Source organism: Kitasatospora sp. NPDC058032, assembly GCF_042885845.1.
In the GTDB taxonomy this organism is placed as follows: domain Bacteria; phylum Actinomycetota; class Actinomycetes; order Streptomycetales; family Streptomycetaceae; genus Kitasatospora.
Map to the genome: position 1 here is coordinate 238,757 of NZ_JBHVRK010000009.1, position 13,445 is coordinate 252,201.

The window sequence follows — 13,445 nt, forward strand, 5'->3', positions numbered from 1 at the left end:
TCCATGCACCCCCACACCGCCCCCATCGACGGCTTCCACTACGGCTGGATCAACCCGGTCCTGTCCTACCTGGTCGCCTGCCTCGGAGCCGCACTCGGCCTCCGCTGCACCGTCCGCGCCCTGGACCTGCCGCCGCGCCGTCGGCTCGGCTGGCTGCTGCTCGGCGCCGCCGAGATCGGCTGCGGCATCTGGACGATGCACTTCATCGCGATGCTCGGCTTCACCGTCACCGGCTCGACCATCCTCTACAACGTGCCGCTGACGCTGTGCAGCCTGCTGCTGGCGATCGCGGTCTGCGGTCTCGGCATCCTCTACGTCGGCTACCGGCCGCGCGGCCTGTCCACCCTGCTGGTCGGCGGGACGGTGATGGGCCTGGGCGTGGCGGCGATGCACTACCTCGGCATGACCGCGATGCACGTCCAGGGGCAGGTCTCCTACGACCCGGCCACCGTGGCCGCCTCGGTCGCGATCGCGGTGGCCGCGTCCACCGTCGCCCTGTGGATGACGCTGAACATCACCGGCCTGCTCGCCTCGCTGGCCTCGTCGCTGATCGCCGGGGTCGCCGTGGTCTCCATGCACTACACCGGCATGGCGGCGGTCTCGGTCGTGCTGGACGACCGCACTCCGATCGGTGGCCTGCCGGCCTCACAGTTCATCACCCCGCTCGCGGTGGCGATCCTGGTGCTGCTCGCCCTCGGCGGCATCGCGCTGATGCTGTCGCCGCAGGACTCCTCGCTGTCGGGCCGGGCCGGCGCCGCCCGACCGGAACCGGTGCGGGTGCCGCTGTTCGACCGGCGCGGGTGATCCGTCGCCGGACGGACCGGACGGCCCGGCGCGGGGGGCTTCCCGCGCCGGGCCGTCGCGTCGTCCAGAGGTGTCCGGACACCGGTGCGGACCCATGGCTACGGGCGGGCGGCGGGGCGGCCGGTGCCCTGGACGGGGAGGACGCCGTCGCGGAGGCACCCCGTCGAAACTCCCCTCCACCGCTACGACTTCAGGACGGCCCCGGCCGGGCACGACACGCGACGTACCGCCGGGCGGAGGTGGTTTCCAGACGAACGGCCTAGCCGCGGGCGCGCTTCTCCGCAGATCGGGACGTACTGGTGAGGGCGCAGCAGCGCCGGAGGACCCCACCGTACGGAAGGACGCCAGGACGTGACCTCGCAGAACATCAAGGAGTTCAAGGAGAAGGTCGAGAAGCTCTACGATGACGAAACGAGCGACTTCAGGAAGAAGTTCGACGCGGCGATCAGGGGTCTGACGCCGCCCACGGTCTACCCGGACTCGGACGTCTACAAGGACTGGCGGGGAGCGAACGGAAAGACCCTGGCGGAGTTCTTCGTCGAGTGGTACGACTGGGCCTGGAAGCAGCCCCTCTCCGACGGACTGAAATACATCCGGAAGTTCAGCTGGATCAGCTACGAGAACGCCGCCGGGCTCGCGTTCGTGACCAGCGATTCAGGGCGTGACGTGCTGGCCGACTTCACCCAGCTGCAGGGCCGGCAGATGGACTCCGAGGACTCCGAGAAGCTGGTCCAGCAGTGGATCGACGAACTCGGCCCGAAGCGGATGGCCGACTTCAAGAAGGGGGACTGGTCGACCCTCAACAAGTTCTTCATCAGGGAGCTGACGGACACCGCCCGGCCGATCGACTACCCCGACGACCCCAGCGTCGTGACCGCTCCGACCGACTGCGTCATCAACATGGTCGTCGACAATCTGGCGCCCGATACGCCGCTGCCGATCAAGGCCGCCGTGACCATGAGTGTGAGCAGACTGCTCAACGGCTCCCAGTACGCCGAGAACTTCATCGGCGGCACGGCCGTGTCGTGCATCCTCATGCCCGACACCTACCACCGCTACCACGCCCCGGTCGGCGGCAAGGTGGTGGAGTCCAACGAGGACGTCCACGGCGTCTACTACGGGATCCGGGACTTCCCCGACCTGCTCAACAAGGGGAACGTCGGCTACGGGTACGACTACAGCCTGTTCGAGGACTTCCGCCGCGGCTACGCCATCATCAAGACGCCCTACCTGGACCACGAGGGGAAGCCGGACGGCGAAGGCTACGTCGCCCTGGTGCCCGTCGGCCTCAACTCGATCGGCTCCGTGAAGTTCCAGGAGAAGTTCCGGCGGATCGACGAGAAGTCGGCCCCGGTCGAGGTGAAGAAGGGCGAGGAGATCGGCTACTTCCAGTACGGCGGTTCGCTGAACATCCTGCTGTTCGAGGCGGGTCGGTTCCCCGCGCTCCAGCTGCTCATGGGCCAGCGCATCGGGGTCCTCCAGGAGGTCGCGCACACCGAGCGCCACTTCGAGCGCTACGTCCGCCCGCTGCCCGGGCGCGTCACGCCGGCGTCCTGACCCCTACCCCGAAACGGAAGGTGCCCCATGCCCCGTCAGCCCGTGTACTCGATCCCCGCGAACGTCGCCAACACCCAGATGCTCCACTTCTACCCCGACCCGGAGAAGAAGGAGGAGGAAGGACTCCCGAAGACCGTCCGGTCCTACGCCGGGTACGCGGACGTCAACATCCAGGACATTCCGGAGAGCCATTTGTTCTACTGGTTCTTCGAGAGCCAGACCTGTGACCCCAACATCGACGCCGACAAGCAGAAGGAGCTGATCGAGCAGACGCCCCTGTTGATCTGGCTCAACGGCGGGCCCGGCGCCTCCTCGCTCGCGGGACTGTTCCTCGAGAACGGCCCGCTGCGCATCGGTGACGACGCGGCCGGATCCATCTCGGTCAGCCCCGACACCTGGAACCAGGAGGCCCACGTCCTCTACTGGGACCAGCCCATCGGCTCGGGATACAGCTACTACGACGGTGACGACCAGGACGACAAGGGCTACGTCAAGGACGAGGAGACCCTCAGCCAGATGTTCTGGCTGGCACTGCAGCAGTTCTTCGCGACGTACCCGGAGTACCTGAAGTGTCCCCTGTACGTCTGCGGTGAGAGCTACGCCGGCAAGTACGTTCCGTACATCGCCAAGAAGATCCACGAGCAGAACCGCGGCAACACCGGAACGCACCTCAACCTGGCCGGCATCGCCGTGGGCAACGGCTGGATCAGGCCGGAGCTCTCCATCCGCGTCATGATCGACTACGCCTACGCGTCCGGATTCCTCGGCCTGGGCCAGAAGGACGTCCTGGACTTCGGCTACGCCAACTTCCAGGAGGCCCTCAGGGCCGGCAAGCTGAAGAAGGCCACCGATCTCGGGAACGGCCTGGTCAACGCCGTGCTGGCGTTCGGGGGCAACTTCTACCTCTACGACGTGCGCAGCTGGGACGGCCTGTCGGTGGGTGCGTTGCCCGCCTACCTGAACAGCGACGCCGTCAAGGCCTCCCTGCACGTCGACCACGAATGGCAGTTCGCGGACAACTCCGGACCGGTGGCCGACGCGCTGAAGGCCGACATCATGGCGGACGCCTCCCCGGTGTACACCGATCTCATCGACGCTCCGGAGAAGTACAAGGTCCTGCTCTACACCGGGGACTTCGACTCCGCCTGCGGCTACCAGAGCACCGAGGAGATCCTCGACGAGATCATGAAGGACGGCTGGCGCAACGCCGAACGGCTGATCTGGAAGCAGGCCCAGGGGCACCCGAAGGGCTTCGTCCGCACCCTGAAGAACGTCACCCAGGTCGCCGTGCCCGACTCCGGGCACGAGGTGCCGGCCTACCAGCCGCAGGTCTCCCGGGAGATGCTCTACAACTGGCTCTTCGACCGCCCCTTCCACGGCCAGGACCCGACGAGCGCGGTCCAGGCGATCCTCGACAAGGCCCAGCAGGACGCCGACCAGGAGAAGGAGTGAGCGGGCACCTCAAGCGGACGAAGGAGTCCGAGGACCTGACGGCGGCCACCGCGGTCCTCCGGAAGGGGTACGTCTGCACTCTCGCCCACGTCGACCCGGACACGGGCCGGCCGAGGTGCGTACCCATGGTCTACGCGTACCACGAGGAGGGGAACGAGAAGCTGCTCTACCTGCACGGCTCCGTCTACTGGCCGCCGGAGCCGAAGCTGAAGCCCTCGCTGCGGCAGCTGTGGAACGACGCCGGAGTCCCCGTCTGTCTGGCCGTCACCCTTCTCGACGGCCTGCTCGTCGGGCGCGCGGCGATCAGCACCTCCCTCGACTACCGCTCCGTGGTGGTGGACGGCCTCGCGAGGAAGGTCGATCCGAAGGACCGCGCGAAGGCGTTCGAGGCGCTCAGCGAACAGGTCATCCCGGGCCGGTGGCCCGAACTCCGCCCGATCAAGGACGGCCAGGGCGGCAGGGAGGACGAGCTGGACACGGACGGGAAGAACACCCCCACCGTCGGGGTGCTCTCCGTCAGCCTCACGGAGAACGCGACGGTGCGGTTCAAGAAGCACGCCGCCGCCGAGCCGGAGCACGAGAACGAGGACGACTGGAAGCTCGGCATCTGGGGCGGCCTGCTCCCGATCCGCCAGGTCTACGGGCCGGCCCTCCCCGACTCGCACGTCAAGGACAAGGAGGCCGACCCGCCCGCCTCCGTCCAGCGGCTGATCGGCAGGACCACGTAGAACGCCGACGCCACGTCCTGCGAGCCGGGAACCGCTCGCAGGACGTGGCCGTCGCCGGTTACGCGCTGGTGCTGGTGGTGTCGTTGCGGCCCTCCAGGACGACGGCCGGCTCCAGCGGGGAGGCGATCTCCTGGCCCTTGCTGTGCGAGGCCCAGTCGCGGATGCCGACGAGGACCATGATGAAGAAGATCCCGTAGACGATGCCGGAGAAGTACAGCTCGGAGTGGATGGCGAGCGGCACGCCGACCAGGTCGACGGCCAGCCAGACGAACCAGAACTCCACGTACCGGCGGGCCTGGGTGTACATCGCCAGGATCGAGCCGACGAAGATCCAGGCGTCGGCGAGGACCATCCACCAGGGGGCGCCCGGGTAGAAGGAGGCGTCGGTCGCCTTGAGCAGCGCGGCGAACCCGAAGGTGCCGACGGCCATGACGCCGATCAGGGCCGCGCGCTCCTGCCAGGAGGCCCAGCGGACGTTGATCGTGCCCTCCTGCTGGCGGCTGCGCCGCCAGGTGGCCCAGCCCCAGGACGCCGAGGCGATGATGACGACCTGTCGGGCGGCGTTGCCGCCGAGGTGGACGTTGAGGCTGGCGATCAGCAGCAGGACCGATCCGAGGATCTGCACCGGCCAGGCGACGAGCGAGCGGCGCAGGGCGAGCCAGACGGTCGCGAGCGCCAGGAGGTTGCCGAAGAAGTCGGACCAGTAGACGGGGATGCCGAAGAAGCTGAACTGCTCGTTCAGCCACTGGAGTGCGCTCATGACCAAACACCTTTGTTTGCTGGGGGAACAAGCCTGGGTGTGAGCTGCGGCCCGGGACGGGGCCGGTGACGAGGCGTGGAGCGACGGTGGTGGGGGGAAGGACCGTGCGCGGGTGCCTCAGGGAGCGGTGCCGCGGTGCGCGGCGAGCGCGTCCTCGCGGACGCGCCGCCCGTGGTCCGAGGCGAGGAGGGCCTCGGAGCGCCGGACGTCCTCCCGCACGGCCCGTACCAGGGCGGCGGGAGAGGGGAACTTGACGGTGTCGCGGATCCGTTCGGCGAACCAGACGGTGACCCGCTCGCCGTAGACGTCCTCGTCGAGGTCGTGGCAGTACGCCTCGACGTGGACGTCGGCGGTGTCGCAGAAGGTGGGGTTGGAGCCGACGCTGATCGTCGCGGGGTGGACGGCGCCGGTGCGGTGGCGGACCACCCAGCCGCTGTACACCGCGGCCGGCGGGACCGGGGAGTCCGGGCCGGCCGCGATGTTGGCGGTGGGGAACCCGAGCCCGTGGCCCCGGCCGGCGCCGTGCACCACCGTGCCGGTGAGGTGCGGGCGGGCGTCCGGGGTCACGGGCACGGGGGTCTCACGCATGGGGCAGGAGCTCGCGGAACTGGCTGGTGTGGAAGACGAGCGGCTCCACGCCGGCGAAGAGTTCGGCGCTCAGCAGTTCCAGGAGCACGATCTCGTGGTCGCCGCCGTCGTACGTCGCGCCGACCCTGGCGGTCAGCCACAGCGCGGCGTCCTCGATGAGCACGGCGCCCTCGGGCGTCGCCGTCCACCCGACGCCGTCGAAGCGCTTGCCCTCGCGGGAGGCCAGGCGCCGGCACAGCGCGCCCTGGCTGTGGCTGAGCACGCTCAGCCCCACGACCGGGGCCGGCGCCAGCCGCGGCCAGGTGGTGGAGGTGCGGGCGACGCTGACGGCGACCATGGGCGGCTCCAGCGAGATCGAGACGAAGGAGCTCGCCGCGAACCCGACCGGCTCGTCCCCGCGCAGCGCGCTGATCGCGACCACGCCGGTGGGGTAGGCCCCGAAGGCCTGTCGCAGGGTCGCGGCGTCCAGTTCCGCCGGCGTGGACGTGCCGGCCGGATCGTGGGCAAGGGTGGCCATGGTCATCGACATCCTCTCGTCATCGTCTGGTCGCGGGTGCTGTTCTCAGTGCCGGTAGCGGGCGGCCGGGTGGCTGGCCGGCAGCGCCCGGTCGTCCGCGCCGGTGAGCCGCTCGCGCAGGCTCTCGCCCGCCGTGTACTCGCCGCGGAAGACGCCGCGCTTGCGCAGGATCGGCAGCACCGACTCGACGAACTCGACCGTCGAGGCCGGCTGGACGGCCGGGGAGAGCAGGAACCCGTCGAGGTCGGCGCCCTCGGCGAGCGCGCAGATCTCGTCGGCGATCTCCTCGGCCGTACCGACGACCGGGCGGGCGCCGACGCCGTGGGTGTGCCAGTCGGCGAGGACGTCGCCGACCGTCTTGCCGGCGAAGCGGGCCACCTGGGTCTGCGACATCTCGGTGGACAGCTCGGTCATGGGCGTGTCGGGCGCGTAGGAGGAGAGGTCGAGCCCGGTGAACATGGCGTAGCTGGCGACGGTGACCTCGGGCCGCTGGGCGTCCAGGATCCGCTGGTAGCGGCGCTCGGCGTCGGAGGTGCTGGCGCCGACGACGCAGGAGAACGCCGACATCACCTTCACCTGGTCGGCCCGGCGGCCGGCCTTGACCGCCTCCTCGCGGATGGAGGCGGTGTGCCCGGCGAGCTGCTCGACGGAGCCGCTGCCGACGAACATGCACTCACCGTGCCGACCGCCGACCCGGCGGCCGGCGGGCGAGGCGCCGGCCTGGAAGAGGACCGGGGTGCCCTGCGGGGAGCGCGCGGTGTTGCCGTAGCCCTGCGAGCGGAAGAAGGGTCCCTCGTGACTGATCAGGTGGACCTTGGCGGGGTCGGCGAAGCGGCCCTCCTTGTCCTTCTCCAGCGCGTCGGGCTCCCAGGCGCCCTCCCAGTACTTGTAGACGAGGTCGAGGAAGTCCTCGGCCATCCGGTAGCGGTCGTCGTGCGCCACCATCTCCATGCCGAAGGCCTTGACGGCGGTGTCGGCGGTCCCCGTGGTCACCACGTTCCAGCCGATCCGGCCGCCGGAGAGCTGGTCCAGGGTGGCCATCCGGCGGGCGAAGGCGTACGGCGGCTCGACGAGGACGGAGCCGGTCATCACCAGGCCGAGGTTGGTGGTCGTCGACAGCAGTGCGGAGGCCACCACCACCGGGTCGAGCCGCGGCAGGTCGAGGGTCTCCTCGGTGGCGATCGGCGGGCGGGTGCCGTCGATCTCCGACCAGCCCCAGGCGTCGGCCAGGAACAGGAAGTCCAGCTTGGCGTCCTCGCAGAGGGTGGCGAGCTCGCGCCAGTAGCCGAGGGTGTCGAAGAGGTGCCGCCGGCTGTCGGGGTGGCGCCAGGTGGCGGTGCCGCTCGCGTTGGTCTGGGCGTTCTCGAACAGGCCGATCTTGAGGTTCTTCATGGGGTGGTTCTCCGTAGTGCTGGTGAGGGACCCGTGGGGGGAGTTGTCAGGATGCGGAAGGGAGGGCGGGGGCGTCGAGCTGGGCCGCGTAGGGCATGGAGGACTGCGCCCCGAGGCCGGTGACGGCGTGCGAGGCGGCGCGCACGGCGCGCCGGACGGCGGTCGGCAGGGTGGCGCCGCGGCCGAGGGAGTCGGCGAGGGCGCCGCAGAAGGTGTCGCCGGCGCCCACCGTGTCGACCGCGTGCACACGCGGCGCGGGCACGTGGGTGACGCCGGCGCCGCGGGCCTCCCTGAGCAGGGCGCCGTCCGCCCCGAGCGTCACCACGACGGCCCGGGACGGGAGCGCGGCGTGCTCCAGCAGTTCCCGCGCCTCGGACAGGCCGGCGGGCCGGGCGGTCCCGAGCAGGGAGGCGAGTTCGCCGAGGTTGGGCACCAGGACGTCGACCGCCGCGAGCACCCCGGGGTCGACCGGGCGGGCCGGCGCGGGGTTGAACACGACGGTCCCGCCCTGCTCACGGGCGCGCAGGACCGCCAGGTCGACCACCTCGGGGACGATCTCGTTCTGCACCAGGACGACCTCGCCCGACGAGCGGACCAGCCGCGCGGGCAGGTCCTCGACGCCGAGCGCGGCGTTGGCGCCGGGGTTCACGACGATGGTGTTCTCGCCCGCGCCGTCGACGACCACCGCGGCGAGCCCGGTCGGGTGCTTCTCGTCGGAGCGCACCGCGGTGACGTCGATGCCCTCGGCGGCGAGCGCCGCCAGGATGGCGGCCGCGTCGGCACCGACCCGGGCCACCAGCCGCACCCGCGATCCGAGCCGGGCGGCGGCGACCGCCTGGTTGGCGCCCTTGCCGCCGGCGCCCTCGGCGAAGTGCCGTGCGAGCACGGTCTCGCCGGGGTGCGGCAGGCCCTCGACGCTCAGCACGAGGTCGCGGTTCACCGAACCGACGACGGTGATGGACGGCATTGGCGCTCCTTTGGGAGATCGATTTCCGACATGCTGTACCAGCACCCCCCGGCCGTCAAGTAGCCTCCTCGTGAAAAGACCGCCCCGATGTCGTGGCCCCCACCGTCCCCCCACCCCGAAGGACACTCCACGTGACTGCGCCCCGACTCCTCGACGTGGCCGAGGCCGCCGGCGTCTCCCGCGCGACGGCATCACGGGTCCTCGCCGGCACGCCGCGCAACGTCGACCCCGAGCTCGCCCGCCGCGTCGAGGAGGCCGCCCACCGGCTCGGCTACCAGGCCAACCACTCCGCGCGGGCCCTGCGCACCGGTACCACCGGCACCGTCGGCGTCGTCGTCCCCACGCTCGCCAACCCATACTTCGTCCAGCTCGCCGACGCCATCGCCCAGCACGTCCGGGCCGCCGGCGGCACGCTGATGGTCTCCGACGCGGCGAACGACCCCGCGATCGAGGCCGAGCAGATCGACACCCTGCTCGCCGGCCGGGTCGACGGCCTGTTCGTCGTCCCGGTGTCGGCCACCGAGTCCGGACCCGCGATCCGCAAGGCCGCCGCCCGCCGCCCGGTGGTGCTGTTCGACCGGTGGGCCACCGGCTCCGGCACCGTCGCCGTCACCCTCGACAACGCGGCCGCCGTCCGACTGCTCGTCGACCACCTGGAACGGACGGGCCGTCACCGGATCGCGCTGGTCGCCGCGGGGCAGGCCTCCTCCTCCGGCGCCGAGCGGCTCGCGGCCTTCACCGAGCTGCAGGGCGACGGCGCCACCACCGTCCTGCTGCCCAACTTCACCACCGACGCCGGGCGGACGGCGGGGCGGCGGATCGTCGAGCAGCGCGACCGGATCGACGCGGTGGTCTGCGGCGCGGACGTGCTCGCCGTCGGTCTGGTGAGCACGCTGCACCGCTGCTCGGTCGCGGTGCCCGGGAAGATCGCCGTCACCGGCTTCGACGACACCGAGATACTCGAACTCTTCGACCCGCCCATCACGTCCATCCGCCACCCGCTGTCCGCCATGGCCGAGCGCGCGCTGACGCTGCTTCAGGCGCCCAGCCGTGAACGGACCGAGCGGGTGGAGCGCTTCCAGCCCCAGCTCGTCGTCCGCGCCTCGACGGACGTCACCGCCTCCTGACCCCCGCCGCGCTGACCCCGCGTCACGCGGCAGGGCTCGCCGGACGGGCACGGGCCGCACGGGCCGGCAGCTTGCCCAGCTCCCACAGCAGGAGCAGCGCGACGGCGGCCAGCAGCGCCCAGCCGAACTGCCGGGCGTCGAGGTCGGTGGTCCCGAGGATGCGGTGGAACGCGTCCATCTGGGTGACCAGCACGGCCAGGACGAACTCCGCCAGGGCCGCGATGTTCATCTGCCGGCTGTCGAAGGTACTGACGGCCAGCACCGATCCGCGCTCACTGCGGCACTCGTAGGCGGCCACGATCAGGCAGAGCGCGAAGGCGGTGAACGCGATCGAGTTGCCGACCGGCAGGCTGTCGTAGTGCGACTCGCCCAGCTTGATCAGCCCGAGCAGGGCGATCGAGATCGCCAGCCCGGCGAGCCCCACGGTGAGCACGACGGGCCCGGTCAGCACCGACTCGCCGCGCGGACGCGGGACGCGCCGCATCAGGCCGGGGCTCTCCCGGTCGAAGCCCAGGGCGAAGCCGAACGGGGCGTTGACCACGAAGTGGATCCACAGCACCTGCGCCGGGGTGAACGGCTCCCCCGCCGCGAGGTTGAACACCGTGGCGCCGAGGAAGGTCAGCACGAAGGTCACCAGGAGCACCAGCACGAAGCGGATGTACTTGGTGAGGTTGTCGTAGAGCTTCCGGCCCTCCGCCACGGCGTGCACGATGGTGGCGAAGTTGTCGTCGGCGAGCACCATGCGGCTCGCGTTCTTCGCGACGTCGGTGCCGCTGCCCATGGCGATGCCGATGTCGGCGGCCTTGATGGCCGGGGCGTCGTTCACCCCGTCGCCGGTCATCGCGACGACGTCGCCCTTGCGCTTGAGCGTGTCGGCGAGCAGGACCTTGTGCTCCGGCGCGACCCGGCCGACCACGCCGATGGCGTCGATCCGCGCCAGCCGTTCGCCCTCGGGCAGGGCCGCGAAGTCCGCGCCGAGCATCGCCTCGCCGTCGATGCCGAGTTGGCGGGCGATGGCCGCGCCGGTGGTGACGTCGTCGCCCGTCACCATGCGGACCCGGATGTGCGCGGCCTGCGCGCTGGCGACCGCGGCCCTGGACTCCTCGCGCGGCGGGTCGACCATGCCGACCAGGCTGGTCATCCGCAGGTCGGTGACGAGCGCCAGCAGGTCGCCGTCCGGGTCGAAACCGGCCGGGTCCAGGTCGCGCACGGCCCCGGCCATCACCCGCAGGCCCTCACCGCCCATCCGCTCGGTCTGCGCCCGGGCGCGGGCCTCCAGGTCCCCGTCCCAGGGGACGCCCGCCCCGGCCGCGAGCGCGGTGGTGGCGCGGGCCGTCACGGCCGGGGCCGCGCCCTTCACGAAGCACCGCACCACCGGCCGGCCGGCCGCGTCCTTCGCCGCGTTGAAGGTGGCCATCAGCTTGTAGCCCGGGTCGAACGGCAGCGTGGCGAGCCGGGGGAAGCGCTCCCGGGTGGCCTCGATGTCCAGCCCGGCCTTGTGGCCGAGGACGAGCAGGGCCCCCTCGGTCGGGTCTCCGACGACCTGGCCCTCCACCAGCTTGGCGTCGTTGGCGATCAGGTAGGGCAGGACGGCGTCCTCGATGCCCGCCGAGGTGCCCACCGCGTGGTGGACCTTGCCGTCGAGGCGGTAGCCGGTGCCGGAGACGGTGTAGCGGTCGGTGGGGCTGAGGACCTCGACGACGGTCATCTGGTTCATCGTCAGGGTGCCGGTCTTGTCGGAGTTGATGGCCGAGGTGAAGCCCAGGGTCTCGACGGACGGCAGCTCCTTGACGATCGCGTGGCGCCCGGCCAGGTTGAGGCTGCCGACCGAGAGGATCACCTGGCTGACCGTCGGCAACGCCTCCGGGATGGCGGCGACGGCCAGCGAGACCGCGCTGACGAACAGGGCGTCCCAGGGCTGGTCGCGGCTGCGGCCGAGGGCGAACATCACGACCATGGTCAGGCCGGCCGCCGCCGCGATCCACAGCGTCAGGGTGTTGAGCTCCCGGGTGAGCGGCGACTGCTCCTTCTCGGTGGCCGAGAGCATCCCGGAGATCTTCCCCAGCTCGGTGCCGGATCCCGTCGCGGTGACGACGAGCAGTCCGCTGCCGTGCGTGACCGGGGTGTTCATGAACGCCATGTTGGTCTGGTCGCCGGGCCCCAGCCGCCCGGCGGTGAGCGTGCCCGCGTCCTTCACCGCCGGGACGCTCTCGCCGGTCAGCGCCGACTCGTCGATCTGCAGGGCGCTCGCGGCGACGATCCGCCCGTCCGCCGGGACCTCGTCGCCGGCCGAGACGAGCACGACGTCACCGACGACCAGCCGCTCCGCCGGGATCTCGGTCTCGGTACCGTCGCGCCGGACCCGGGCGGTCGCCTCCATCATCGACTTCAGCGCGTTCATCGCGCTCTCCGCCTTGCCCTCCTGGCGCAGGCCCACCACCGCGTTGAACAGCGTCAGCACCAGGAGCAGGACGGCGGTGGTCCACTCCCCGATCGCCAGCGAGACCACCGCCGACGCCACCAGGATGATCTGCATGTAGCTGCGGTACTGGTCCAGGAAGCGCAGCCAGCCGGGCCTCGGCTTCTCCTCGGGGAGCGCGTTCGGCCCGTTGGCGGCGAGCAGTTCGGCCGCCCGGGCGGCCGTGAGCCCCACCGCCGGGTCGACCCCGAGCCGGTCGGCGACCTCCTGCGGGGACCGCGCGTACCACGGGCCGGGCGCTTCGCGCCCCGAGGGACCGGCCTGCTCCGCCATCGCTGCTCCTCAAGGTCCGCGGTCGGTCCGCCGGCGCCCCCGCACGGGTCCGGCACTCCTCCGTCCGGCGCTCCTCCCGCGGGCCGCCGCGCCGCCCGGCCCGCGGGAGGGCTTCCTGCCACGCTGCGGCCACCGGGTGCCCCCGGCAATCCGGCGGCGTCCTTCCGGTGGCACCGGTCGCTCGTCCGGTGCCCGTGTGTGGCGGCGCCCGGGGTCCGGGCCGACGATGGGGCTGTCCCACGTCCCCCCTTCGGCCGGAGGCCCTGATGGCGACCCTGACGGTATGGCGCTTTCCCACCGCGGCGGGAGCCGACGAAGCGCTCGACACGCTCAAGCGGCTGCAGCGCCAGGAGCTGATCACGCTCCAGGACGGAGCCGTGGTCAGCTGGCCGGGGGACGCCCGCAAGCCCAGGACCCGCCACCTGGGCGACATGACCGGCATGGGCGCCCTGGGCGGGGCCTTCTGGGGCTTCCTGCTCGGAATGATCTTCTTTGTCCCGGTGCTCGGCGCCGCGATGGGCGCGGCCGGCGGCGCCCTGGGCGGCCACCTCGCCCATGTCGGCATCGACGAGGGCTTCATCCGGCAGGTGCGGAGCAAGGTGACGCCCGGCAGCTCCGCGCTGTTCGTCCTCAGCTCGGACGCCGCGCTCGACCCGGTCAGGGCCGCGTTCGAAGGGCTGCACGCCGAGCTCATCGAGACCGACCTGTCGGCGGACGAGGAGGCCCGGCTGCGCGAGGCGTTCACCGAGGGCGGGTGACCCCCGCCCCCGGATGTGACGCGGGACACAGGCCGGGACCTGT

Annotated in this window: 12 protein-coding genes; 6 read left to right on the forward strand and 6 right to left on the reverse strand. The window is 71.5% G+C overall.

Features of this window, described 5'->3' with window-relative positions:
• Positions 1-3 precede the first annotated feature (3 nt).
• From ACFVUH_RS17605 to ACFVUH_RS17620, 4 genes are all read left to right on the forward strand, one after another.
• Positions 4-804, forward strand: coding sequence for an MHYT domain-containing protein (locus ACFVUH_RS17605; RefSeq protein WP_387914144.1), 801 nt, complete (start codon positions 4-6; stop codon positions 802-804).
• Positions 805-1,155: 351 nt separating this feature from the next.
• Positions 1,156-2,361, forward strand: coding sequence for a phosphatidylserine decarboxylase (locus ACFVUH_RS17610; protein WP_387914145.1), 1,206 nt, complete (start codon positions 1,156-1,158; stop codon positions 2,359-2,361).
• A gap of 27 nt (positions 2,362-2,388) precedes the next feature.
• Positions 2,389-3,813, forward strand: coding sequence for a hypothetical protein (locus ACFVUH_RS17615; protein ID WP_387914147.1), 1,425 nt, complete (start codon positions 2,389-2,391; stop codon positions 3,811-3,813).
• Positions 3,810-4,541 carry a pyridoxamine 5'-phosphate oxidase family protein gene (locus ACFVUH_RS17620; RefSeq protein WP_387914148.1) on the forward strand — a complete coding sequence of 244 codons (732 nt, stop codon included), beginning with the start codon at positions 3,810-3,812 and terminating at the stop codon, positions 4,539-4,541. Before ACFVUH_RS17615 ends, ACFVUH_RS17620 begins: the two co-directional genes overlap by 4 nt.
• A 58-nt stretch (positions 4,542-4,599) precedes the next feature.
• Here the strand turns inward: ACFVUH_RS17620 and ACFVUH_RS17625 are convergent, their stop codons facing one another.
• From ACFVUH_RS17625 to ACFVUH_RS17645, 5 genes are all read right to left on the reverse strand, one after another.
• Complete coding sequence (locus ACFVUH_RS17625; RefSeq protein ID WP_387914150.1) at positions 4,600-5,301, reverse strand: nicotinamide riboside transporter PnuC; 702 nt, start codon at positions 5,299-5,301, stop codon at positions 4,600-4,602.
• 117 nt (positions 5,302-5,418) lie between these two features.
• On the reverse strand, positions 5,419-5,889 hold the full coding sequence (locus ACFVUH_RS17630) for a riboflavin kinase (protein WP_355359717.1): 471 nt from the start codon (positions 5,887-5,889) through the stop codon (positions 5,419-5,421).
• Positions 5,882-6,406 carry a flavin reductase family protein gene (locus ACFVUH_RS17635; RefSeq protein ID WP_355359714.1) on the reverse strand — a complete coding sequence of 175 codons (525 nt, stop codon included), beginning with the start codon at positions 6,404-6,406 and terminating at the stop codon, positions 5,882-5,884. Before ACFVUH_RS17635 ends, ACFVUH_RS17630 begins: the two co-directional genes overlap by 8 nt.
• A gap of 45 nt (positions 6,407-6,451) precedes the next feature.
• Positions 6,452-7,798, reverse strand: a complete 1,347-nt coding sequence (locus ACFVUH_RS17640) for an NtaA/DmoA family FMN-dependent monooxygenase (RefSeq protein WP_355359711.1) — start codon at positions 7,796-7,798, stop codon at positions 6,452-6,454.
• A 46-nt stretch (positions 7,799-7,844) separates the two neighbouring features.
• A complete protein-coding gene (locus ACFVUH_RS17645) occupies positions 7,845-8,765 on the reverse strand; it encodes a ribokinase (protein ID WP_387914152.1) in 921 nt (306 codons plus the stop codon).
• A 131-nt stretch (positions 8,766-8,896) separates the two neighbouring features.
• Here ACFVUH_RS17645 and ACFVUH_RS17650 point away from each other — a divergent pair, with 131 nt between their 5' ends.
• Positions 8,897-9,892 (forward strand): LacI family DNA-binding transcriptional regulator, encoded by a 996-nt coding sequence (locus tag ACFVUH_RS17650; RefSeq protein ID WP_355359705.1) that lies wholly within the window; start codon positions 8,897-8,899, stop codon positions 9,890-9,892.
• A 22-nt stretch (positions 9,893-9,914) separates the two neighbouring features.
• On the opposite strand, the gene ACFVUH_RS17655 is transcribed toward ACFVUH_RS17650, so the two are convergent.
• Positions 9,915-12,644 (reverse strand): cation-translocating P-type ATPase, encoded by a 2,730-nt coding sequence (locus tag ACFVUH_RS17655; protein ID WP_387914154.1) that lies wholly within the window; start codon positions 12,642-12,644, stop codon positions 9,915-9,917.
• Positions 12,645-12,910: 266 nt separating this feature from the next.
• Between ACFVUH_RS17655 and ACFVUH_RS17660 the strand changes: the two genes are divergently transcribed.
• Positions 12,911-13,402 carry a DUF1269 domain-containing protein gene (locus ACFVUH_RS17660; protein ID WP_387914156.1) on the forward strand — a complete coding sequence of 164 codons (492 nt, stop codon included), beginning with the start codon at positions 12,911-12,913 and terminating at the stop codon, positions 13,400-13,402.
• Positions 13,403-13,445: the final 43 nt, after the last annotated feature.

Excerpts from the sequence above, each read along its gene's own strand:
- ACFVUH_RS17605 (WP_387914144.1), top strand. The coding sequence starts at position 4 with ATGCACCCCCACACCGCCCCCATCGACGGCTTCCACTACGGCTGGATC.
- ACFVUH_RS17615 (WP_387914147.1), top strand. The coding sequence starts at position 2,389 with ATGCCCCGTCAGCCCGTGTACTCGATCCCCGCGAACGTCGCCAACACC.
- ACFVUH_RS17625 (WP_387914150.1), bottom strand. The coding sequence starts at position 5,301 with ATGAGCGCACTCCAGTGGCTGAACGAGCAGTTCAGCTTCTTCGGCATC.
- ACFVUH_RS17630 (WP_355359717.1), bottom strand. The coding sequence starts at position 5,889 with ATGCGTGAGACCCCCGTGCCCGTGACCCCGGACGCCCGCCCGCACCTC.
- ACFVUH_RS17635 (WP_355359714.1), bottom strand. The coding sequence starts at position 6,406 with ATGGCCACCCTTGCCCACGATCCGGCCGGCACGTCCACGCCGGCGGAA.
- ACFVUH_RS17640 (WP_355359711.1), bottom strand. The coding sequence starts at position 7,798 with ATGAAGAACCTCAAGATCGGCCTGTTCGAGAACGCCCAGACCAACGCG.
- ACFVUH_RS17645 (WP_387914152.1), bottom strand. The coding sequence starts at position 8,765 with ATGCCGTCCATCACCGTCGTCGGTTCGGTGAACCGCGACCTCGTGCTG.
- ACFVUH_RS17655 (WP_387914154.1), bottom strand. The coding sequence starts at position 12,644 with ATGGCGGAGCAGGCCGGTCCCTCGGGGCGCGAAGCGCCCGGCCCGTGG.
- ACFVUH_RS17660 (WP_387914156.1), top strand. The coding sequence starts at position 12,911 with ATGGCGACCCTGACGGTATGGCGCTTTCCCACCGCGGCGGGAGCCGAC.